We start from the raw sequence: 22,657 nt of genomic DNA on the forward strand, positions 1-22,657 counted from the left end.
CCCCTTATACCTCCGTGAACCCAGCAGTGCCCCCTTCCCCCTGCAACCACCAGGCCAACACCACCAACAGCGTGGAAACCACCAACATCAGCGTGGAAATGGCATTGATGGCAGGAGTTACTGAAAATTTAATCATGCCATAGACAAAAACCGGTAGCGTAGTGGCGCCAACCCCAGCCGTAAACAGCGCCACCACAAAATCATCCAACGAGAGGGTAAAGGCCAACAGCGCCCCCGTTACGATTGCCGGGGTCAACCAGGGCAAGGTAATCCGCCAAAGGGTCTGCCAGCGATTGGCGCCCAAATCCAACGCCGCCTCCTCCCAGCGGGGGTCCAATTCCGCCAACCGCGCCCGCACCACCAACGCCACAAAAGAAATGGCAAAGCTGATATGCCCCAGGGTCACCGTCGGCAACCCCAGACTCAGTTTGCCGCCCCCCCAGGCCTCCCACAGGCGAAACCCCAGGGTAAAAAACACCAACAGCGACACCCCCTGGGCAATCTCCGGGATCACCAGCGGCAACAACACCAACACCTCAATCGCCACCCGGCCCCGCCCGCGCACCCGGTCCAACCCCAACGCCAAAGCCGTACCCAGCAACGTCGCCACCCCCGTGGTGACCGTCGCCACAACCAAACTATTCCCCAGGGCGGGCATCATCCCATAACTGCCAAACCCCACCGTCTCCGGGAAGGCCCCCCCACCGCCTGTGAGCAACACCCGATACCAATGCCACGTAAACCCGCGCCAGACCCCCGTAAACCGGGAATCATTAAACGAATAGACCACCAAAATCACAATGGGCAGGTAAATCCATGCCAAAACCACCCCTGCCCACAGCCCCAGTCCGCGGTGCGGCCAGCCTAACCCCGGTCTGACGATTCCTGCCCCTCGCTATAACCCCGTTGTCCGACAAAATCCTCCGGTCGCACCTTCGATACAAACTCCCGAAACGCCGCCAACTCCGCCTCGTCCGCCTCCCGGTCCACCGGAATCGAGGCATTGGCCACCACTTCCTCCATCACCCAAATCGGGACATTGGCCTTGAGCGCCAAGGCAATAGCATCGCTGGGGCGGGCATCCAACTGCCACAGCTCATCCCCCCGCGCCAGGTACAACACCGCATGAAACACGTTATCTTGCAGCGAATGGATCACCACCCGCTTGAGGGTCACGTTCCACAACTTCCAACTATTGAGCATTAGGTCGTGGGTCAAGGGGCGGGGCAACTCCTCCCCCTCCAGCGCGCTGATGATGGCCCTGGCCTCCGCTTGGCCAATCCAAATCGGTAATGCCCGCCGGTCTGTCGTATCCTTGAGTAAGACAATGGGACTGCGACTCAGGGCATCCAGGGCGATCCCAGCAACCTTCATCTCAACCATGCTTCGGTCTTACCGCCTTTGGGTAACGATGGATGTACGCTATTTCTATACTAGGACGAAAGGGTGCCTGCGGTCATCCCCTGTCTCCCCCGATGTTTACCGGTTTGATTTGTGCCCTAGGCCAAGTTATCGCCCAGACCCCCGACGACCTGACCATAGCGACCGAGATGCAGCGGTTTCCCGATATGGCAGTCGGCGACAGTGTGGCGGTGGACGGGGTGTGTCTGACGGTCACGGCCTACGATGGGCAGGGATTTACGGCGGCCATCTCCCCGGAGACCCGCCAGCGCACCTGTTTAGGGCAACGCCGTTGGGTGAATCTGGAACCGGCGGTGCGGGTGGGTCAGAAACTGGGGGGGCATTTTGTCAGCGGGCATGTGGATGGGGTGGGTACTTTGACCCGGAGTGTGGCGGTGGGCCAGGGGTTTTGGGAATTGGATTTTTGGGTGCCGCCGGAGGTACACCGCTATCTGATCCCCAAAGGCAGCCTTGCGATTAATGGGATTAGTTTGACGGTGGCCCGGGTGTTGCCGGCAGGGGTGCAGGTGGCGGTGATTCCCCTGACCTATCGGGCGACCAACTTGCAATACCTGCGCCCAGGGGACCCGGTGAACCTGGAGGCGGATATGTTGGGTAAATACGTGGAGAAATTCCTGCAAACCGGGGCGGCTGCCCCCCCGGTGACAGCCGATTTTCTGCGGCAACACGGGTTTATGGGCGACAGGGCAAACCTGGTACAGTAGGGGTACCGTTTGACCAGGTGCAACCGATGAATGACGTTGCTCCCCTGCCGTTGGCCCATCCCAGCCACTTTCTCAACCGGGAAAAAAGCTGGCTGTATTTCAACGACCGGGTGTTGCACGAAGCCTTGGACCCCCGCACGCCCCTGTTGGAGCAGGTGAAATTTCTCGCCATTTTCAGCACCAATTTGGACGAGTATTTTATGGTGCGGATTGATGCGCTGCGGGAGCAGGTGGCGGCCCAGGTGACCACCCGCACACCGGATGGCCTCACGCCCCAGGAACAACTGGATTTGATCGGCGCCCATCTGGCCCCGGTGGTGGCCCAACAACACGAGTATTTTGCCCAGCAGGTCCGTCCCCGTTTGGCAGCGGCGGGGATTGTCATTGCCGATTACCCCACGCTTGCCCCGGAACAGCAAGCCTATTTGCACAACCACTTCCTGCGCCAGGTGTTTCCCATTCTCACGCCCCTGGCGGTGGACCCCGGCCATCCGTTCCCCTATATGTCCAACCTGAGCTTGAACCTGGCGGTTCTGCTGCGGGACCCGAAAACTGGTCAGCAGCACTTTGCCCGGGTGAAAGTCCCGACTAAGGCGGCTTCCAATCCGGGGGGGAAGGCCCTGAAACGGTTTGTCACGCTGCCGGAGCCGCTGCGACCGGCGGGGGTGCGCTGGTTGGGGGTGCCCTTGGAGCAGGTGATCGGCCACCATTTGTCGGCCCTGTTTCCGGGGATGGAACTCGTAGGCTGGTATCCCTTTCGGGTGACGCGGGATGCGGATTTGGAAATCCGGGAGGATGAGGCGGGGGATTTGCTGGCAGAAATTGAAAAAGAGGTGCGCAGTCGCCGTTATGGTCGGGAGGCCACCCGCTTGGAAATCATCCAAGGGGCACCGGAGTTGGTGCGGGATACCCTCACCCAGGGGTTGAACATCGCACCGCCTTGGATTTATGAGATTAGTACCCTGTTGAATTTGGGGGATTTGCTGGAGTTGGCGTTTTTGCCCTACCCGGAGTTGCGCGACCCGGATTGGACGCCGGTGATCCCTGCCCGGTTTACGGCAAAAGCCTACAGCGAAGCCCAGGGGGGCGTGGACTGGTTTGGTTTGATCCGCCAGGGGGATGTCTTTGTCCATCACCCCTACCATTCCTTTGCGGGTACGGTGGAGCGGTTTATCGAGCAGGCGGCCAACGACCCGGAGGTGATTGGGATCAAAATGACGCTGTACCGGACATCCGGGGATTCGCCCATTGTCCAGTCGTTGATCACGGCGGCGGAAAATGGGATTCAGGTGGCGGTGCTGGTGGAGTTGAAAGCCCGTTTTGACGAGGAAAACAACATCCTCTGGGCGCGGCGGTTGGAACAGGCGGGGGTGCATGTGGTCTATGGGTTGATCGGTCTGAAAACCCACGGCAAACTGGCCCTGGTGGTGCGCCGGGAGGGGGAGGACATTTGCCGCTATATTCACCTGGGCACGGGCAATTACAACTCGAAAACCGCCCGGATTTACACGGATTTCGGCATTCTCACCTGTCGGGATGACCTGGCTGCCGATGTGACGGAATTGTTTAATTTCTTGACTGGCTATTCGCGGCAACGGCGGTATCGCCAGTTGTTGGTGGCGCCGGTGAATATGCGGGAGGAAATGGTGCGGTTGATTCGCCAGGAAGCCGACCATGCCCGCCAGGGCCGACCCGCCCGCATTTTTGCCAAGATGAACGCCCTGGCCGACACGGGCATTATTTTGGAACTCTATCAGGCGGCGCAGGCGGGGGTGGAAATTCGCCTGTTGGTGCGGGGGATGTGTACGCTGCGACCGGGGGTGCCGGGCTTGAGTGAACGGATTCAGGTAGTGAGCATCATTGGCCGGTTTTTGGAGCATTCACGGGTGTTTTGGTTCCACAACAACGGCCAAGACGATCTCTACATTGGCAGTGCGGACTGGCGCACCCGCAATTTGGACCGGCGGGTGGAAGTGTTGACGCCGGTGCTGGATGCGGGGATCAAACAGCAATTGCAGGAGATTCTGGAACTGATGTGGGCCGACAACCGCCAAGCCTGGGATTTGCAGCCCGATGGCACCTACATCCAACGCCGCCCGGCCCCAGGCGAGCCGGAACGGGGTTCCCATGCCCTGCTGATGCAACGGGCGCTGGCAGAGGCCACCACCGTCGTTTAGGTCTTGGTGAAAAACCAATAAAACTAATTCAAAATTCGTCCCAAAGCGGGTGGGGACAGGGGGGAGTGGGCGCGGAAATAGGCTTCCCAGGCGGCCAAATCCGTCACGCCCCCCAGGCGGTCCCGTCCCTGGCGCAAAACCGTGAAATTGTCTCCCCCGTCAGCCAAAAAACTATTCACCGTCACCCGGTAGGTTTGCTCCGGGCGCAGGGGCTGGCCGTTGAGGGTTATCTCCTGCACCCGCTGGCCTGGGGGCGCCGTGGGCAACCAGCGGTAGCGAAAGCCCTGGGACACCTGGAGGATGCGGTTTTGCCCCGGCGCTGGGTTATCAAACTGCTGCTCCAACAGCGCCTTGATCTCCGCCCCGGTGAGGGTCATGGTGACCAAGTTGTTGCCAAAGGGCTGCACGGCAAAGGCCTGCCCGTAGGTCACCTGCCCCCCCGCTGTATAGGTCAAATCCGCCCGAATCCCCCCCGGATTCATAAACGCCACGACGGCTCCCCCCTGTTCCGGCGCTTGGGTGGCCGCCAACTGGGCATCGGCAATCAGATTCCCCAGGGGCATTTCGCCGCTGGGGCTAGGGGTCCGCAGGATGTCTGCTGTGATCTGCCCAATCACCCGGTTGGCCAAGGGGTCGGCCAGGGCTTTGTAACGGCGAAGCAAACGGGTGAGCGTTCCATCTGGAGGCACATCGCGGGTAACTATGAGATTGTTTGCCTGCACCGCCTGCACATCCTGGGTACGCCGGTTGAGGGTGAGCGTGATTTCCGTCAGCAACCGCCCAAAGGCCGCCGCACTGGTCACCACCCGCCCAGCCAACACACAGTTATACGCCTGATGGGTATGGCCGGTAATGAACACATCGACGGCAGGGTCGGTGCGGCGCACAATGTCCACAATTGGCCCGCTTATCCCTGGACATTCGTTGTACCCACCGGTAGGGAACCCCCCCTCATGCACCAGAACCACAATCGCCTGAATCCCCTGTTTTTGCAGTTCCGGCACCAGAGCATTGACCGTATCTGCCTCATCGAGAAACCGCAACCCCTGAATGCCACTGGGAGCCACAATCTGGGGCGTGCCTTGCAACGTCATGCCAATAAACGCCACTTTTACCCCGTCAAACCTGTAGATTTTGTAGGGGGGTAAAATCGGTTGCCCTGTTTTTTCATCAATCACATTGGCCGCCAGATATTGAAATTTCGCCCCCGCAAACCGGCGATTGCCCAGACAGCCCTCTTGAGGATGACACCCCCCTTGTTGCAAACGCAATAGCTCCGCAACCCCCCGGTCAAATTCATGATTGCCCACCGCATTGACGGCCAATTGCATAGCATCGAGCGCCTCAATCGTCGGTTCATCGTGGAACAGAGCCGACAGCAACGGACTGGCCCCAATGGCATCCCCCGCCGAGACCAACACACTATGGCGATATTGGCGCCGCAATTGCTTGATGTGGGTGGCCAGATATTCTACCCCACCGGCGGGAATGCGTTGCCCATCCGGCAGCGTAAACGTTAAATTTCCTGCCTCCAAATGGCCATGCAAATCGTTAAAGGCCAGCAATTGCACCGTCACCTCATTCCCCTGCGCCAGGATTTGGGGAATCACGATGAGGGTAAGCAGCAGGGATAAAAAACCCGCCCACAGGATTTTGCCAAGGCGCGGCATGACCGGTTCCCCCTGGTGAACCATCCACCCTTTTCATCCTATCGCCCCCACAACCAAACCCATGGCCATTGGTTAACCCTTTGGCCGCGAAAACAACGCCGCCATCCCCCCAGCCATGACCGCCAACAAGGGCCTGTGAACGCGGCCCTATCCGGTTGCCGGTGCAACCGTTAACCGATACCCCAGGCGATGCACCGTTTTGATGTGCACATCCGGCGGCAATTTTTTCCGCAGGCTGAGGATATGGGTATCCAAACGACGCCCGCAGGCCCCCCCCCACACCTGCGCCAGGGTTTGCCGGGGCACCACTTCGCCCTGCGCCTGCACCAGATGCGCCAACAGGTAAAACTCATGGGGCGTCAGCGGCAAGACCTGCCCCTGGTACCCCGCCCGCCCGGTCAGCAAATCCAAGGTCAATCCCCCCGCCTGCAACACCGTTGGCCCCCGCTGCCACCGCCGCTGCAATGCCTGCACCCGCGCCATAAACTGCGCCAACCCAAACGGCTTGACCAGGTAGTCATCCGCACCCGCCTGCAGCCCTGCCACCACATCCGTTTCCTGGTTGCGGGCCGAAATCACCAACACCATCCCCAACCGCCGCTGGCTAAACCAGGTCGCCAACTGTAACCCTTCATCCCAGGTCTGCGGCCAGTCCAAATCCAGCACCAACAACACCCCCCCCGCCGTCAGGGTATATCCCTCGGCCAAGGCCGTCAACAACCGCACCCGGTAGCCCCCCTGCTGCAGATGCCACCCCAACAGCAGGCGTAACTGGGGATTGGGGACAAGCAGCACCACCGGCAAGGCTACCAGTCACACAAGGTACGAATTTGTTGCCGACAATTGCCGGTCGCCACCCGCAGGGTTTCCTGGGTGCGCTGGTACTCCACCGCATTCCCCTGCTGGAGATACAAATCGGCAGCCCGCCGCAAATCCTCAATACCCTCTTGCACCTTCCCCAAGTTATACAACAGCACCCCCCGGTTGTACCAGGCTTCCGCATAGGTTGGCTGCCGTTCCACCGCCTGGGAATAGTCCGCCAGCGCCCCGTTTTTGTCCCCCAACGCCGAGCGCGCCAACCCCCGCCCCACATAGGATTCCACGTAGTTCGGGTCGAGGCGGATCGCCTGGTCAAAATCCTGAATCGCCCCCTGCTGGTCCCGCTGAATGTAACGCATCACCCCGCGCGTGGCCCACGCCGCCGCATAGTTGGGATTGGCCCGCACCGCCTGAGAAAGCTGCTGCATGGCCCCGGCAATATCCCCCTGCCGATACCGTTCACTGGCCAACAGGTAAAAATCATCCGCCCGGCTGGGATCGGGGGCAACCGGTCGCACCGGCTTGGGCAACGGGGAAGCCGCCGGTTGGGGCGCCATACGCAAATAGGTATTAATAGGAATCCCCAAATTAAACCCCGTTTTCACATACACCGTCTGCGATTGCCGCTCCAATTGCCCCCCATCGGCCCGTCCATGCACCCCAATCAACCGCGCCTGCCGGTCCAGCACCGGCCCGCCACTCATCCCCGGCAACGTATTGTTGCTATAGACCAACCCATACCCGTCCACCAACGGCTTACTGGCATTGGCCGTCAGCCGCCCGACCGTAAAACTGTACACCGGCTCCGTAATTGCCGCCCCCCGCTGGGGATACCCCGCCACATACACCGGACTGCCTTCGGTCACCTTGGTTGCATCCCCCAAATTCGCCACCGGATAAGTCCTATCACTGGTGAACTTGGCCGTCGCCAGGTCCACCCCGGCCAACTTTTGCACCGTGCCGTATTTCAACGGATATTTCTGTTTGTCAGGTGTAATAATATCGTACTCATCCTGCACCGGGATAACATGCGCTGCCGTAAGTACAGTATAAGTATTTCCTTCCCGGGCAACGATAATGCCTGAACCGGGATTGACCCCATCAATCAAAACAGTAATCCCCTTGGCCACTTTCGCCACCGCTGCCGCCTCATCGCTCGAGGCGAGCGGACGTTGCCACAGGAACACCCCTAGCGTGCTTAACAGGGCAAGGGTCGCTCCCCAGGTCAGCCGTTGCATACCGGCGGTCTCCTACGTCCAACTGCTTTTATTTAATCATCGAATATCCATTCCCCAAAGAGGGCGGCAAGATTTCTAAAAATTTAATGGGGTGCTTCCCCGAAGTGGGGAATTTTAAGATTTTGAGGGTTTGTGCCAAAATGGCCATCTAATGGTACCAAGCCATGTATAAATTTCCGTTTATAAAAAATTTTCTCATTAAGCCTTTTGCCCGATGCAAATTTATGAACTTACATGACTGAATTTAATGAGAAATCTTTTCTTTATCAATGAGCGGGCTTGGTATTGCTGAGCAAGTGTACCTTTTGGCGCCAACTTGTAAAATTTCAAGACCTAATCTAAGGTTTTGGCGTGGCATCCGCACCCCTTGCCTTGAATTTGATAATTTGATGTAATTCTGCGGCCCTAACTGTTAGGATTGAGTCCGCACAGGGACCGAATTTATCGCCCCAAACTTCTTCACCCATTGCCTTGCCCAAGCAATCAATATCCCATCCAAATAGGGCAGCGATTGGGGGGTGGCATATTTCACAATCTCGGCAAGCGCAACATCCACTTTAATCGGGAATTTATCTGCCCAGAAATGCGCAGCCATTTCTGAAATCGCACTTACATATTCCCCGCCGTTACTTAGGGAATGTCGGCGCTTCTACTGGTTCCCATACCTGATGGGGGCGACCCAAACGGATACCTGCCTGCGCCAGTTTTTGGACAACCCGGCGGCGAAATTCCCGACTTACCGACCACTGTTGTCCGGGTTGGGTTTTCAGCCACACCCGCAGCAGCAAACCCTCATGACTGGCCGCATCAATACCCAACACTTCCGGCGGTTCGAGCAAATAGGGCTGCCACGCCGGGTCCGCACAAAATTCCTGCGTCACAGCTTTGAGCACTTCCAGGGCTTGGGTGGGGTCTGTGTGGCAATCAACCAAAATCTCAAAATTTACCCGTGACCAGGAACGGGTTAGGTTAGCAACTTTCACAATACTGCTATTGGGAATGGTGATCAAGCAACCCTCCACATTGCGCAGTTGGGTAATCCGCAAACTCATGCTTTCCACCACGCCAACATGGTCACCAATTTGAATTACATCGCCAATGCCAAACTGGTCTTCCCAAAGAATAAGCAGGCCATTAACCACATCCTTGATCACGTTTTGTGACCCCAGGGAAATGGCTAATGCCAGCAAACCACCCAAGGCAAAAATGGAGCTAACAGGCACCCCCAAGGTACTCAAAATATAACTCGCACGTACCATATAAACTACAGCAGTTTTCACCCCACGCAGGGTAGCGATTGTGGTAGAAATTCGCAGGGATTTGCGCGAGAGTTCCCCCAGATGAAAAAGGTCATAGTTCTCCCAGGCTTGCCGTAAACGGTCGATCAAAAAATCGCCAAATTTATCCCCCAATCCGGTCAAAAACCAGACGATTAACCAGAGAATCGGCAAACCCAAAATTTTGATCGCAACCCCGCGGGTTTGGGGAAATATAGAAAAAATTTGCGCCAGACCCGTCAACCAAATCGCCACCTGCGTCCAGAGTAACAGGTAGTCAAAAAATGCAATAAGTTTATATCTCTGTTCATAAGTGAAATGGGATTTGATATAGTTTACCAGTTCAACTCCTTGGCGGTTGAGGCCGGGGAAATGGTGTTGCGCGTTTGCCTCATGCGCTCCTGTGGTAGGATGTTGTGCAAGATTTTGATGGTGTTTCTGGTTTTTTTTCAGGGCTATGATTTGCTCTTGAATCTCCTTTTTGCGCCGCTGCAGAAAGTACTGTGCACCCCGCACCAGCAGACTCACGATGAAGGCCAATGCCAATACCTGTATCGCGGCAACAATTTGGCGCAAAAGGGCTTGGGGTGTGCGCTGCGAAATGGCCTGTTGTAGATTTTCTTGGATGATCTGCTGCCATTGTCGCGCCAGTTCTGGGATGGGAATGCCATGGTAGGAAGAATCGGATTCGGTCACCGTGAGAATCATGATATTTTGCTGCTGTAATTCGGTGCGCCCCAAAAGCACGGTTTCCTTGTTTAAGGTGGCGACGGAAATGATCACTTTGGGTGCGCGGCTATCGAGGAGATTTTGGGTGTAGGGGGCGACAATCCGGCGTAAATTGGCTGCGATCAGTTCCGCCCGTATTTCTACAGGGATGCGGTCTTTGGGGTTATGGCGATCCCACACGGTTGGCGAGGCAATGGTGAATAATTTTTCGCCGTCAAACACCACATCTGTTGTTTCAAGATGCCCATAGCGGGTGACGTTACCAGGGACGATGGACGGGGATGGTTGTTGTGGTAAGGTAAATTGTCCCCAGGTGGGCCGGGACATCAGAAATAGCACGGCCGGCGCAAGGACAAGTAGGCGGAAATAACGGCGCAACCGCTGCATATCCCCAATTGCCAAGCACTGGCTTTAGGGTATCAGAAGTTACCGATTTTCCGAGGTTTCTGCCCAAAGGGATACTGCCGGTTGCGGGGCACAAGATGCCCAAGATGGGGTTGGCGGCACGGTGAATCCCATCCGAACCGTTGGGGCACGAGACAGGTTGGGTCTCTACCGGCCAAGGGTGACCTGACTGCGAACGAGATCGGGTAAACTAGAGATGGGATGGTTGTCCAAAAGCAAACGTGTGGTTCAGGGAACCCTTGTTTTTCTGTCGTTTGTCCTAGGTCTGGTATGAGTAACGAACCGACCGACACCAACGCCCCAAATGCACTGGAATCCCAGGAAAAACCGGCAGGAGATGGGCCGGGGGCGGCGCCGTCTGGGGTTACCCCAAGTGTCAATGGCAACAATACGGCCGGGGTTAGCGGGAGTCCGCCGACAGGTACGGTGGTGGTTCCGCCGGTTGGAGGACCGGTACGGCGGTTTCATGACCATCGTTTGGAGGAGTTGCATCGGCTGTTGACCCGGCATGCTGGGGAACGGCATTTGGTGATTTTGCAGGATTTTCCCGACCCGGATGCCCTCTCGTGTGGCTGGGCGTTCTCGCTGATTGCCCAACAGTACGACATCCGCTGTGACCTGGTGTATGCGGGGACCATTAGCCACCAGGAGAATATCGCCTTGGTGAAATTGACGGGGATGCCGGTGCAAAATTGGCCGGTTTCCACCCTGAAGGACCGGGATTGGCAGAGTTACCAAGGCTGTGTGTTTATTGATAACCAGGGGGCGACCAGTCAGTTGACCCAGTGGGTGCAGCAGGCGGGGATACCGGTGGTGGCGGTGATTGACCACCATCCGAGCGCCGATATGACGGCGGAATTTGTGGATATTCGTCCCCATGTGAAGGCGACGGCGACGATTTTGACCCAGTATTGCCAGGGGGAATTGTTGGTGCTCGACCGGAATGTGGTGGAACATGTCAAGTGTGCGACGGCCTTGATCCACGGCATCCGTTCGGATACCAATGGGCTGCTCCTGGCGCAGGAGGAAGATTTGCTGGCGGCGGCCTACCTGAGCCGTTACTACGATTCCCAGTTGTTGCGTTCGATCCTGCAGGTGAATCGCAGCAAGCAGGCGATGGATGTGATCGAGCGCGCCTTGAAAAACCGCATGATCCAAAATAATTTTTCTCTGGCGGGGGTGGGGTATCTGCGCTACGATGCCCGCGATGCGATTCCCCAGGCGGCGGATTTTCTGGTCACCGAAGACAATGTCCATACGGCTGTGGTGTATGGGATTGTCTATGACAAGGACCGGGAGCGGGAGTTGGTGATCGGCTCGCTGCGGACGACCAAACTGACGCTGGACCCAGACGAGTTTTTGAAGGAGGCGTTTGGGCATGACCCCCAAGGGCGGTTTTTTGGGGGGGGTCGTTCTCAGGCGGGGGGCTTTGAGATTCCGATGGGGTTTTTGGCGGGGTTGAACGACAATCCCAACTACGCCAATTTGAAGTGGGAGGTGTACGACACCCAAATTAAACAAAAGCTCCTGCGGTTGATCAACCCGGACAAGCAGGTGCAGGTCAACTGATGGCCTGGCAGTTTCTGCTGCAACGGCAGGATGCGCCGCGGAGCTACTGTTGGCTGCAGGGGGAGCAGCCCTTGCAAGCGGGGGTGTATCGGCTGTGGGGACGGACGCCCCGGCGGCAGCCGACGACGGTGGAATGGCTGTGGCCGACGGGTTCGGGGCGATGCCAATATCGGCAGCGGGAGGTTATGCCCAACCGGCAGGGGGTGGCGTTGCTGATGCCCTGGACGTTTTGGCCGGTGGGCACTTGGGAGATTCGCTGTCGGGAGGAGCAGCCCAATGGCACTTGGGAATCCCGGAATGACGGGTTGATCGTGCGGGTCACCGACGGTAGCGAACCGCCGCAGCTTGCTGCCTTTCATTGGCAATACCGCTGTCGTTTCCCCTGGCATCAAACCCTGCGGGTGAAAGGGTGGGTCATCGGCGGGCAGGAATTGTCTCTGCACATTCACGACCCGTTGCGGATGGCGTTGGTGCTTCATCTCCAGCAACCTTTGCCAGCTCAGGAGAAGGCGCCTGTGCCTTTTTGTCTGGACGTAGCGATTCCCCGGTACCTGTACCAGCGGGTGTTGTTGGCGGTGATGCGGGTGTGGGACACGCCGTTGCGTCAGGAGTGGTTGTTGGTGAACCCCTTGGTCACCCCCCAGTTGACCCCAGACTTGACGGTGACATCCCGTTCTTTGGCGGATTTGGCCGATCAAGCTGCCAGGATTCTCCGCCAGCAAGCGGCAGTGACCAGGAACCGCTAACGGCGTGGTTGCCGCCCGTTTCTGCCCCAAGCAACTAAATCACGGACATTCCATCGAGGTTGACCAGGCGTCCTTCGGCAGCCTGGGCCAGTTGGCGGGCGACTTGGGCAGCGCGGGGGCGAATTACCGACCAGACCAGAGGCGACAGCCAGCCCCGCAGGGTGATGGAGTAGGAAATCTGCGTGCCACAGACGGTAGATTGCACCTGGTAGGTCATCCGTTCTTCCAGACCCGGCAGGGCAAACACCCGTACACTCAGCAGGTGTTGCTGTTGCACCCGTTCCACGAAAATCCGTACCCGCACAGGAAACAGCCGGGACACCGCCTCGTAGAGCAAACCCGGCTTGGGCAACAACCCCCAGGGCACGTGGGGACGCATCACCAGCGGATGCCAGGAGAGATCGGCCAGATTGGCGAGCTTTTGCCAAATCTGTTCCACCGGCGCACTACTCAAGGCGTAGTAGGTGATCATAATCCTGGCCTTGCTAGGTGCCTCTGGGCGTCGCCGCCGTCCCATCGTTTTCTCCCCTAATCATGTCTTCCTATTTTAGAACCTTGTCGGGGGATTCCCCCAGATTTGCAATCGATATGTAACAAAAAGCGATGTCCCCAGCTTGCCAAGCAGCCGTTGTGGCATCACACGTGGCGCTTTACAACTAGGGAGAAATTCTTGAGCGTGCCGCTGCCCAAAATTAATAATAAAAATTAATAAATAAAAATTCAATGTCGGTGGTATCGCCGGTGAACGGTTAAAAAGTAGGGTTGCGGCACGTTGTTGCACCTACAACATAAACGCAAGGCTGTAATTGGCCTGCTGCAGGCTTGGTCTCTGCCTACACGACCTTGACAAAGGACATCCAACTTCGTTTTAATACGAGCAAAACTTATAACATTCTTGTTATGTCCTGGCAAAGGTTGTGGTGTGGGCTTTGCATTCAAGGTTTATCTGTAGCGGGATTGCTCAGTGCGGCGCAGGCAATGCCAAGGCAGGCAAAAGGTGGGCAGGTGCCAGAATTTAGAACCCCAGAGCCGCAGGTTTCTATAGAAAATGAGGACACCCTGCAGGTACGCAAAGGAGCACGCCTGTCGCGGCGCGGGCAATTGCCCAGGTCACCCCAGGTGGAACCTCGCCGGGAACCCTTTAGCGGCGCCCCCTTGGCCCAGACGGACCCTAACCCCAACCAACAGCGGTTAGTCCAGCCCCCACCGGTGCAACCTGTTCCCCCGGCGCTGGTGCAGCAGGAGACGCCCTTTGTGCCGGGCACGGTACCAGGCGACCCCAACCAGTTGGTGGTGGTGGAGTCCCTGGAGGTGGCAGGCAGCACCATTCTTTCGCCCAAAGAGATTGCCAAACTCATCGAGCCGGTGTTGTATCGCCAGGTGACGCTGCGGCAGGTGCAGGATGTGGCAGATGCAATTACCAAAATTTATGTGGATAGGGGGTACATCACCTCGCGGGCGACGATTGTGGCCGAGACCATTCCCACGCGTAAATTGCGGATTGAGGTGGTAGAAGGCCGGTTGGCAGATATTCAAATTACGGGCAATCAACGCCTATTTACCAGCTATATCCGGGAGCGGTTGCGGTTGGCCGCCAAAACACCCCTGAATACCAATGCTCTGGAAGACCAGTTACGTTTGCTTAGGGCGTCGCCCTACCTGGAAAATGTGGAAGCCAGTCTGCGTCCGGGGGACAAACCGGGGGAAAGTATTCTGGTGGTGCGGGTGCAGGAGGATAAGCAACCTTTTGTCCTGTCTTTTGGAGTGGATAATTATGTGCCGCCGAGTATTGCCACGCAACGGGGTTATGTGTCCGTAGGGTATCAAAATTTGAGTGGTATTGGGGATGAAATTTTTGGTTCCTACACGGTGGGGTTGAATTTCACCGATTGGCAACGGGCGGCTCTGAATGAATATAATTTCACCTACCGAGCGCCCATCAATCCCATGGATGGGACGGTGCAAGTGCGGGCCTTGGTGACCAATAATCGCATTACCGATGAGACATTTCAGGCCCTGAATATCCGTGGGGAATCCCAGTTGTACGAGTTCAGTTTTCGGCAACCGATTATTCGCAGTGTGCGGCAGGAATTGGCGTTATCGACGGGATTTGCCTGGCAGCGCTCCCAAACGTTTACCTTTGCCGGGCCAACGCCTTTTGGTTTTGGGCCGGATGAGAGGGGATTTAGTACCACCAGTGTTTTGAAATTTGGGGCGGATTATGTTTATCGGGATGCGACAGGGGCCTGGTTGGCCTTGGGGCAATTTAATTTGGGATTACCCATTTTTAATGCCACCCAAAATCCCGATGGTCCTATTCCCGGCAGAATTATTCCCGATGGGCGATTTTTCAGTTTTCAGGGGCAAGGGCAACGGGTGCAGAATTTGGGGAATGATGTTCTCCTAATTGTGCGGGGGGATGTGCAACTGGCAGCCACACCTTTATTGGCGCAACAGCAGTTTGTGATTGGGGGTGCCCAGTCGGTGCGGGGTTATCGGCAAAACGCCCGGGCAGGGGACAATGGCTTTCGCCTTTCGGTGGAATCGCGGGTGCCTGTGGCGCGGGATCAAAACGGGCAGGTCTTTTTCCAGTTGGCGCCGTTTATCGAATTTGGTCGGGTGTGGAATAATCGCGCCAATCCCAATACCCTGGTCACGCCTAATACCCTGGCGGGGGTGGGCATGGGCTTTCTTTGGAATCCGATTCAGGGGATGGATGTGCGTTTAGATTTGGGCGCACCTTTGATTTACAACCAAGACCGGGAGAATGATGCCCAGGACTATGGCATTTACTTCAACGTCAACTACCGCGCCTTTTAGCGGTGGTGTGGCCGTTGGATGCCTTTTTGGGTCACAACGGCCCGATTCCAGGTCAAACATTTGCATCCAGGTGCTGCTGTGCCGCTGGGTGGGGGAGTACCGGGTGTAAGCACCACGGGGTTGCGCTGGGCCAATCCCGATGGAAACCTACTGCCTAGGAATTGGCACAGATGGCGCAGCAACGGGCGGCACGGCTGGCCCAAAAATTGCAAGAATTGGGGATTGATCCCGATTAGCTGCTTGAGACGAAAGCGTCGTTTATCCTGTGCCTATGAATCGCGAGCCTGTTCGTGCGGTGGCCGACCTGCGGCGGGAGTACACCCAAAATGTGCTGTTGACGGCTGACCCGGACCCCTGGGTACAGTTTCAGCAATGGTTTGAGGAGGCCTGTGCGGCCCCGATTCGGGAACCCAATGCCATGACCTTGGCGACGGTGGATGCCCAGGGCTGCCCCGACGCCCGCATTGTCCTGCTCAAGGGTTTTGATGCCCAAGGGTTGCAGTTTTTTACCAATATGAACAGCGCCAAGGGACAGCAGTTGGCCCATTGTCCCCAGGCTGCCCTCGTGTTTTGGTGGGAACCGTTGGAACGGCAGGTGCGGTTTCGGGGAACCGTCACGCCCCTACCGGCAGCGGCGTCTGATGCCTACTTCCAGCAACGCCCCCGGGACAGCCAACTGGGGGCTTGGGCGTCCCCCCAAAGCCAGGTGATCCCCGACCGCTCGGCGCTAGAGGAACGGTTTGCCCAACTGGCGCAGGAGTATGCGGACCGGGAGATTCCCCGCCCGCCCTTTTGGGGTGGCTATTGCCTGCGTCCCCACACCATCGAGTTTTGGCAGGGGCGCCCCTCCCGCCTCCACGACCGCATCGCCTACCGGCTGCAACCCGATGGCACCTGGCAGCAAACCCGCCTGGCTCCCTGATGTTCACAGGGAACAGTTCTCCCGCGGTGGTACGGGTAAAACCGATCTAACCCGGTTGCTTGAATGTCGAACTGGCACTCTGTCAAGAAATTGTTTATGTTTCTTAACTAAGTGTCATAATTGGTTCATGACCGGGTACTTAAACCCTTATCCGTAGGAGGTAGGTATGGATCAGCCGCTGGAGTTGTCTTTGGAGCAGGAGTTCAGTCTGCGCTCGTTTGAAACCCAGGTGCGACAGATGAGTCGGGAGCAGGCGCAGGAGTTTCTGGTCAAGCTGTACCACCAGATGTTGCTCAAAGAGAAGATGTATCAGCATTTTCTCAAGTTTCAGTGGGGGTTAGAGCCAGGGCTGTAGGCCGGGTACACCGCGGTTTCCGGTCGGATTCCCCACCTAGGGGAATGGGGCTGGGAGTCGGCGGCGTCCATTTCCGCAGGTTTATCAGAATGTTTACAATTGAACCGAATGGGTTTGTGTGGGATGCGTGTCCGAAGGTAAATTTGCCACGATTCCGGAGGCGTTAGCGGCGCTACGGGCAGGTCAGGCAGTAATTGTTGTGGATGACGAACAGCGGGAAAATGAGGGGGATTTAGTTTGTGCAGCCCAGTTTGCGACCCCCAGCATGATTAATTTTATGGCGGTGGAGGCGCGGGGGTTAATCTGTCTGGCGTTGACGGGGGAGCGGTTGGATGAATTGCAGTTGCCCCTGATGGTGAGCAATAACACGGACAGCAATCAAACGGCGTTTACGGTGAGCATTGATGCGTCGCCGGCCTTGGGGGTGACCACGGGGATTTCGGCAGAAGACCGGGCGCGCACGATTCAGGCGGTACTCGACCCCAAAACCCGCCCGGAGGATTTGCGGCGACCGGGGCATGTGTTTCCGATTCGGGCCAAACCAGGGGGTGTCTTGGAGCGGGCGGGGCATACGGAGGCGGCGGTGGATTTGGCGCGCTTGGCAGGGTTAATCCCGGCGGGGGTCATTTGCGAAATCCAAAACCCGGACGGTTCGATGGCGCGGTTGCCGGATTTGTTTGCCTATGCCCGCAAACATAATTTGTTAATTATCAGCATTGCGGATTTGATTCAGTACCGGTTGCACCATGAGCGGTTTGTGGTGCGGCAGACGGTGGCGGATTTGCCGACGGAATTTGGGCATTTTCGCATCTACGGCTATCGCAACGAGCGGGACGGGTCGGAGCATGTGGCGATTGTCAAGGGCGACCCCAGCCAGTTTGCCCAGCAGCCGGTGCTGGTGCGGGTGCATTCGGAATGCCTAACCGGAGATGCGCTGGGTTCCTTGCGCTGTGATTGTCGGCGGCAGTTGCAAGCGGCGCTCAAGATGATTGAGTATGCGGGGCAGGGGGTGGTGGTGTACCTGCGTCAGGAGGGGCGGGGCATTGGGTTGGTCAACAAACTCAAAGCCTATGCCTTGCAGGACCAGGGGTTTGACACGGTGGAAGCCAACGAAAAATTGGGGTTTCCGGCGGATTTACGCAACTATGGGGTGGGGGCACAAATTCTCTGCGATTTGGGGGTAAGCCAGATTCGTCTGATTACCAACAACCCCCGGAAAATTGCCGGGCTGCGGGGCTACGGGTTGACGGTGGTCGAGCGGGTGCCCCTGCTGGTGGAGGTCAATCATTACAACTTGGACTATCTCACCACCAAGGCGGACAAACTGGGGCATTTGCTGCTGCAAACCTATTTGCTCACCTTGGCGTTGCACTGGCGGCAGCGTCCGGATGCGACCGAGCGTTATACCTACCTGGAAAAACTGCGTCATTTGGCGACGGCGACCGACTTGCACCTGCGGGAAGTCAACCGTCCGGTGGCCCAGGCGGTGTTTAACCAGGCGGCGTTGATTGTGCATTTGGGGTTTGACCAGCCGGGATTGGCTCCCCCGGATTGGTACCAGCAACCGGAACACCCCTACACCCAAGCCGTCAAAACCGTCCTCACCCAGGTTGCCCAATGGCCAGGGCTGGCGGCGCTGGAATTTTTGCTGGCGACCGGTACGGACCCCTTGCTCAACCTGCAGGTGCAACTGGACCGCCGTCCCTACCCCACCGAGGAACCCCTCAGCACCCAGGTCATTTATCACTGGGCGCTTGAATGATCCCGCCTCCTAGCAAGACATCGTTTTGATAAAAGACAGCGGCTTGGCCGGGGGTAACCCCGAACTGGGGCGTGGCAAAGGTGACCTGGACGCAGTCGGCAGCCGTAGGGATGACCCAGCAATCCACGGCGGGCGCTTGGTAACGGATTTGCACCTGCGCGGGGATGGGCGTCGTCGGCGGGGGAATACTCACCCAATTCAGGCGATTCACCTGGCAGCCCGGCGATAGGGCCTCTTCCCGCGAACCGACAATCACCCGGTTATGCGCTGCATCCAACGCCAGCACGTACAGGGGTTCCGGGGCAGCAATCCCCAGCCCACGCCGTTGCCCCACCGTGTAGTGGTGAATGCCCGTGTGGTGTCCCAACACCTGCCCCTGCCGGTTGACAATTTCCCCTGGCTGGGGCGGCAAATAGCGGTCCAAAAACGCCCGCATCGAGCCATGCGCTTCCACCAGACACAAATCCTGACTTTCCGGTTTGGTGGCCGTTGCCAGGCCATAGCGAGCCGCCAATTCCCGCGTTTGGGTCTTGGTGTATTCCCCCAGGGGAAATAGGGTTGCTGCCAACAGTTCTTGGGTCAGGGTGTAGAGAAAATAGGACTGGTCCTTGCTGCGATCGACTGCCCGGCGCAGTTCATAGCGTTCCGTCACAGGGTTATAGGTAATGCGGGCGTAATGACCCGTCGCAATTCGGTCAATGCCCCATGTGGTTTGGGCGTACTGCAACAGGGGGGCAAACTTCACCCAGCGGTTGCATTGGGAGCAAGGCAGGGGGGTAATGCCTTGACCATAGCCCGTCACCAAATAATCCATCACCTGCCCCCGGAACACTTCCCGCATATCCACGATGTGATGGGGAATGTTTAATTGGGCGCAAATGCGGGCCGCATCCACCATGCCTTCGCTACAGCACTGCCCCTTGCCCGGCATCAACCAGAGGGTGACACCGATCACCTCATACCCTTGGTTGACCAAACAGGCCGCCGCCGTAGAGCTATCCACGCCCCCCGACAACCCGACCACCACCCGTTTTGCTGCCATGCGCCCTACAACCCACTCTTGGGAAGTTAGCCATAGATTTATTATGACTTATGGCGAATGGTTATGAGGACATAAGAAATTCACGCCATCACAAGATAGCCGTAACGCAGGGGAAATCTCGGTGGGGTCAGGGTTTGATGAGTACGGTGATGGCAGGGGCAATTTCTTTGTGAATTGGCAGTACCTGAACAAGGTGTATAGTAGTTTCAAACAAGTTTGCGACATTCGCCTTTACCTACAAACCCTTTCCTAGAAGAAGATAGAACGATTATAAATACCCAGAAAGTGTTGCATTCTAAAACGGAATAGCTATATCTACCGAAACACTCTCCCGATTTAAATCCGATTGAGCATCAATGGCATAGAATTAAGCAAAGAGTTAGAAAACCTACAACCCGAAATCTTAAATCTTCATGATCTTATAGATTCGGTCATCTGCTTTATATGCCAACCTTTGCCTGCTTAGCTATATTATAACAAAATTATGACAAATATGACGCTACGCTGCTTGCGAAGTTATAGGCCTAGGGGTTTCAAATTCGTGATGGTTCCCATCTATTGGTCCATACAGAACCACTCATCTCACAGGCGATTGGGGTTGCGGTAAACCGGCTCAGAGGCTCGCGGTTGGGCTACTGTTCGTGCGAAACAGAACTATCAAAAAGGTCATAGTGCTAAGATTACTGATTGGGAGGGATTTCGCCAATTTGTATAGCTAAGCATACAAAGGTTGACATGCTATGGGTCGCTGGGCGTAGCCCCATATTGGTTTTCCATAGCGGAAGTGTGGTGTAGCCATGAATCTTAAGGCAACAACCTTAACCTACCTAGCTATAGTTTACGCAACGATGTAGTCAGCTTTGGTTGAACATTACCATTACTTAATTTCTTACTTAATTTCTGGTTGCAGTTGTCACAGACACGAATCGCCCGCTCATCCCAGCGCCAAGTGCGGGGAACCCATAACCAGCCATGCTACCCCATTCCCAGTGGCATACCGCCGCACCGGCCAAGGCCAAAACCGCACCCACGCCCGTCCCAGGATCAGCCGCTCATCCAAAAAACCCCACACATGGGAATCATTGCTGGCGTTGCGATTGTCCCCCAACACAAACAGGTAACCGGGTGGTACGACCGCCGGCCCCCAGGTGTACTCCGCAGGCGTCGTCTCATAGGGTTCATCCAAAGGCGCCCCATTCACCCAGACCCGTCCCTCTTTGACCTCGACCGTTTCCCCCGGCAAGGCCACCACCCGTTTAATCAGTACCTGGTCGGGACGATACCCCTGGCTGACCAAAGCTGGCGGCGGCGCAAACACCACAATATCCCCCCGTTGCCAGTCGCGCCAGTAGTGGGAAATTTTTTCCACCACCAACCGATCCCCCAGTTGCAGGGTGGGCAACATGGAACCCGAAGGAATGTAACGCGGTTCTGCCACCACCCAACGAATCAGGGCCGCCAGCGCCACCGCCAGCACCAGGGTTTGCAAGCTATTGAGCCACCCACGCCACCGCCGTTGCCACTTCATGCGCGCAAACGTTCGCGAGCCGTCTGCACCAACGCCACCAGATGCCGATGGGCCGCCTCCGGGCCACTTAAGGGGGTCGGAAATTCAATCCGAATCGCCGTTTGCTCCCCCCCGGCCCAAACCACCAAATCCATCCCCTCACAGTCAATGGCTTCCATGCTGGCTGCCGTCGCCGTCTGCAACCCCGCCAACCCCTGGGCATACAACAACACCGCCTCGCTGTGCTCCTCGTTCATGTGGCGGCAAATCCGGGCGCTCACTTCCGGGGGAAACTTCCGCTCTGAGGACGATGACGACGCTATGGGGTGGCCAGGTAAAGGCTCGGTCATGGGCACATCGGCAGAATCACTGTATCCCCATCATACCGTCCTGCTCCCGCACCTGCGCCAACCGCGCCGCCAACCGGATATGCAAGTCATGCCCCGCTTTGTAGGCCAAAAAATGCCCCCGCGGTAACGCCCCCAACAGCCCCAAATCCCCCAAAAAATCCAGCAGTTTGTGGCGCACCGGTTCATCGGCAAACCGCAACGGGGGATTGACCCACCCCCGCTCCCGGTCACACACCAACGCATTGGCCAAACTGCCCCCCCGGATCAACCCCTGCGCCTGTAACTGGGCAATCTGACCCGCCAAGCCAAAGGTACGGGCCGGAGCAATCGCCGTGCCAAAATCCTCGCGCTCCGGTATCCAGGTCAACCACTGGCGGCCAATCGCTGGGTAATCCGGGAAATCAATCCCATAGGTCAAGGTCAATTCCGATGCAGGCAAGGCGCAGACAAAACGATCGCCTGCCTGCACCACCACCGGCTCGGTGACCACTCCCGCCACCAACGGCTTGCCGGTGCCCCAATCCCGCAGCAACACCACCCAAGGCAACGCCGAACCATCCAGCAACGGCACTTCCCCCCCGCTGACCTCAATCGCCACATCCGCGATGCCCAACCCCACCAAAGCCGCCAGCAAATGCTCCACCGTGTGAATCATCACATCCCCCTGTGCCAAGGTGGTGCACAAACGGCTCGGTCGCACCGCCGATACCCGCGCGGGAACGGGTTGCCGGTTCACATAGAACACCCGACCTTCACCAGGCGGCAACCGTTCCAGGGTCACCGTACACATTTGCCCCGTATGCAGCCCTACCCCCTGCAGGGTGCGTCGTTCCCCCACTAGAACCGCTCACCCACCCCAAACGTAATCTGATTGCCGCCCAGGTCATTCCAGCCAAAATCCACCCGCAGATTCCCCAGCAGCGGGGTGACAATCCGCACCCCCACCCCATAGCCCAGGCCCTGCCCCGGTTTGCGGCGAATTCCCCCCGGATCGCCAGGCACCGCCCCTTGACTGCCCAAGGTCGTGCCGTAATCCACAAACAACGCCCCCCGCACCACGCTCACGATGGGAAACCGGTACTCCGCCGTCGCCTGGAAGAAACTGCGCCCTGTGCCCAGTTCCCCTTCCCCCCAGCCCCGCAC

Annotated in this window: 20 protein-coding genes and 1 pseudogene; 9 read left to right on the top strand and 12 right to left on the bottom strand. The window is 57.4% G+C overall.

From position 1 onward, the window contains the following. Positions 1–4 precede the first annotated feature (4 nt). Positions 5–823 carry an ABC transporter permease gene (locus ACWISF_RS04110; RefSeq protein WP_448380321.1) on the bottom strand — a complete coding sequence of 273 codons (819 nt, stop codon included), beginning with the start codon at positions 821–823 and terminating at the stop codon, positions 5–7. A gap of 41 nt (positions 824–864) precedes the next feature. Continuing rightward, positions 865–1,383, bottom strand: a complete 519-nt coding sequence (locus tag ACWISF_RS04115; protein ID WP_448380322.1) for a bifunctional nuclease family protein — start codon at positions 1,381–1,383, stop codon at positions 865–867. A gap of 32 nt (positions 1,384–1,415) precedes the next feature. Between ACWISF_RS04115 and ACWISF_RS04120 the strand changes: the two genes are divergently transcribed. Both ACWISF_RS04120 and ppk1 read left to right on the top strand, forming a co-directional pair. Next, positions 1,416–2,126 carry a riboflavin synthase gene (locus ACWISF_RS04120; protein WP_448380323.1) on the top strand — a complete coding sequence of 237 codons (711 nt, stop codon included), beginning with the start codon at positions 1,416–1,418 and terminating at the stop codon, positions 2,124–2,126. Between the two features lie 26 nt (positions 2,127–2,152). Then, positions 2,153–4,303, top strand: coding sequence for a polyphosphate kinase 1 (gene ppk1 / locus ACWISF_RS04125; protein ID WP_448380324.1), 2,151 nt, complete (start codon positions 2,153–2,155; stop codon positions 4,301–4,303). A 23-nt stretch (positions 4,304–4,326) separates the two neighbouring features. Here the strand turns inward: ppk1 and ACWISF_RS04130 are convergent, their stop codons facing one another. From ACWISF_RS04130 to ACWISF_RS04145, 4 genes are all read right to left on the bottom strand, one after another. Further along, positions 4,327–5,973 carry a bifunctional metallophosphatase/5'-nucleotidase gene (locus tag ACWISF_RS04130; protein WP_448380325.1) on the bottom strand — a complete coding sequence of 549 codons (1,647 nt, stop codon included), beginning with the start codon at positions 5,971–5,973 and terminating at the stop codon, positions 4,327–4,329. Between the two features lie 147 nt (positions 5,974–6,120). Beyond that, positions 6,121–6,771, bottom strand: a complete 651-nt coding sequence (locus ACWISF_RS04135) for a response regulator transcription factor (protein ID WP_448380326.1) — start codon at positions 6,769–6,771, stop codon at positions 6,121–6,123. Between the two features lie 8 nt (positions 6,772–6,779). Next, the gene (locus ACWISF_RS04140; RefSeq protein ID WP_448380327.1) at positions 6,780–8,030 is read right to left on the bottom strand and encodes a tetratricopeptide repeat-containing S1 family peptidase; all 1,251 of its coding nucleotides are present in this window, start codon (positions 8,028–8,030) and stop codon (positions 6,780–6,782) included. A 626-nt stretch (positions 8,031–8,656) separates the two neighbouring features. Beyond that, a complete protein-coding gene (locus ACWISF_RS04145; RefSeq protein WP_448380328.1) occupies positions 8,657–10,363 on the bottom strand; it encodes a mechanosensitive ion channel family protein in 1,707 nt (568 codons plus the stop codon). A gap of 348 nt (positions 10,364–10,711) precedes the next feature. On the opposite strand from ACWISF_RS04145, the gene ACWISF_RS04150 reads away from it, so the two are divergent. Both ACWISF_RS04150 and ACWISF_RS04155 read left to right on the top strand, forming a co-directional pair. Beyond that, on the top strand, positions 10,712–12,010 hold the full coding sequence (locus ACWISF_RS04150) for a DHH family phosphoesterase (RefSeq protein ID WP_448380329.1): 1,299 nt from the start codon (positions 10,712–10,714) through the stop codon (positions 12,008–12,010). Further along, positions 12,010–12,756, top strand: a complete 747-nt coding sequence (locus ACWISF_RS04155; RefSeq protein WP_448380330.1) for a hypothetical protein — start codon at positions 12,010–12,012, stop codon at positions 12,754–12,756. The genes ACWISF_RS04150 and ACWISF_RS04155 overlap by 1 nt, the downstream gene beginning before the upstream one ends. 34 nt (positions 12,757–12,790) lie before the next feature. Here ACWISF_RS04155 and ACWISF_RS04160 read toward each other — a convergent pair whose 3' ends face one another. Then, positions 12,791–13,273 carry an SRPBCC family protein gene (locus ACWISF_RS04160; RefSeq protein ID WP_448380331.1) on the bottom strand — a complete coding sequence of 161 codons (483 nt, stop codon included), beginning with the start codon at positions 13,271–13,273 and terminating at the stop codon, positions 12,791–12,793. A 488-nt stretch (positions 13,274–13,761) separates the two neighbouring features. On the opposite strand from ACWISF_RS04160, the gene ACWISF_RS04165 reads away from it, so the two are divergent. From ACWISF_RS04165 to ribBA, 4 genes are all read left to right on the top strand, one after another. Continuing rightward, on the top strand, positions 13,762–15,576 hold the full coding sequence (locus ACWISF_RS04165) for a ShlB/FhaC/HecB family hemolysin secretion/activation protein (protein ID WP_448380332.1): 1,815 nt from the start codon (positions 13,762–13,764) through the stop codon (positions 15,574–15,576). Between the two features lie 271 nt (positions 15,577–15,847). Then, positions 15,848–16,498, top strand: coding sequence for a pyridoxamine 5'-phosphate oxidase (gene pdxH / locus ACWISF_RS04170; RefSeq protein ID WP_448380333.1), 651 nt, complete (start codon positions 15,848–15,850; stop codon positions 16,496–16,498). 166 nt (positions 16,499–16,664) lie between these two features. Further along, complete coding sequence (locus ACWISF_RS04175; protein ID WP_448380334.1) at positions 16,665–16,853, top strand: NblA/ycf18 family protein; 189 nt, start codon at positions 16,665–16,667, stop codon at positions 16,851–16,853. A 127-nt stretch (positions 16,854–16,980) separates the two neighbouring features. Continuing rightward, the gene (gene ribBA / locus ACWISF_RS04180) at positions 16,981–18,615 is read left to right on the top strand and encodes a bifunctional 3,4-dihydroxy-2-butanone-4-phosphate synthase/GTP cyclohydrolase II (protein WP_448380335.1); all 1,635 of its coding nucleotides are present in this window, start codon (positions 16,981–16,983) and stop codon (positions 18,613–18,615) included. On the opposite strand, the gene mnmA is transcribed toward ribBA, so the two are convergent. After that, positions 18,590–19,657 (bottom strand): tRNA 2-thiouridine(34) synthase MnmA, encoded by a 1,068-nt coding sequence (gene mnmA, locus ACWISF_RS04185; protein WP_448380336.1) that lies wholly within the window; start codon positions 19,655–19,657, stop codon positions 18,590–18,592. The genes ribBA and mnmA overlap by 26 nt on opposite strands. Positions 19,658–19,978: 321 nt before the next feature. Between mnmA and ACWISF_RS04190 the strand changes: the two are divergent. Beyond that, positions 19,979–20,074: pseudogene (locus tag ACWISF_RS04190) on the top strand (hypothetical protein); the annotation flags it as partial. 517 nt (positions 20,075–20,591) lie between these two features. On the opposite strand, the gene lepB reads toward ACWISF_RS04190, so the two are convergent. The 4 genes from lepB to ACWISF_RS04210 all read right to left on the bottom strand — a co-directional run. Continuing rightward, a complete protein-coding gene (gene lepB / locus ACWISF_RS04195; protein WP_448380337.1) occupies positions 20,592–21,185 on the bottom strand; it encodes a signal peptidase I in 594 nt (197 codons plus the stop codon). Beyond that, the gene (locus ACWISF_RS04200; protein WP_448380338.1) at positions 21,182–21,514 is read right to left on the bottom strand and encodes a DUF2470 domain-containing protein; all 333 of its coding nucleotides are present in this window, start codon (positions 21,512–21,514) and stop codon (positions 21,182–21,184) included. Before ACWISF_RS04200 ends, lepB begins: the two co-directional genes overlap by 4 nt. Positions 21,515–21,530: 16 nt before the next feature. Next, entirely contained in the window at positions 21,531–22,352 is an 822-nt protein-coding gene (gene lpxC, locus ACWISF_RS04205; protein ID WP_448380339.1) for a UDP-3-O-acyl-N-acetylglucosamine deacetylase, read from the bottom strand. After that, the coding region (locus ACWISF_RS04210; RefSeq protein ID WP_448380340.1) for a BamA/TamA family outer membrane protein at positions 22,352–22,657 on the bottom strand (306 nt) is incomplete at its 5' end. The genes lpxC and ACWISF_RS04210, both read right to left, overlap by 1 nt.

This window comes from Gloeomargarita sp., assembly GCF_053491055.1.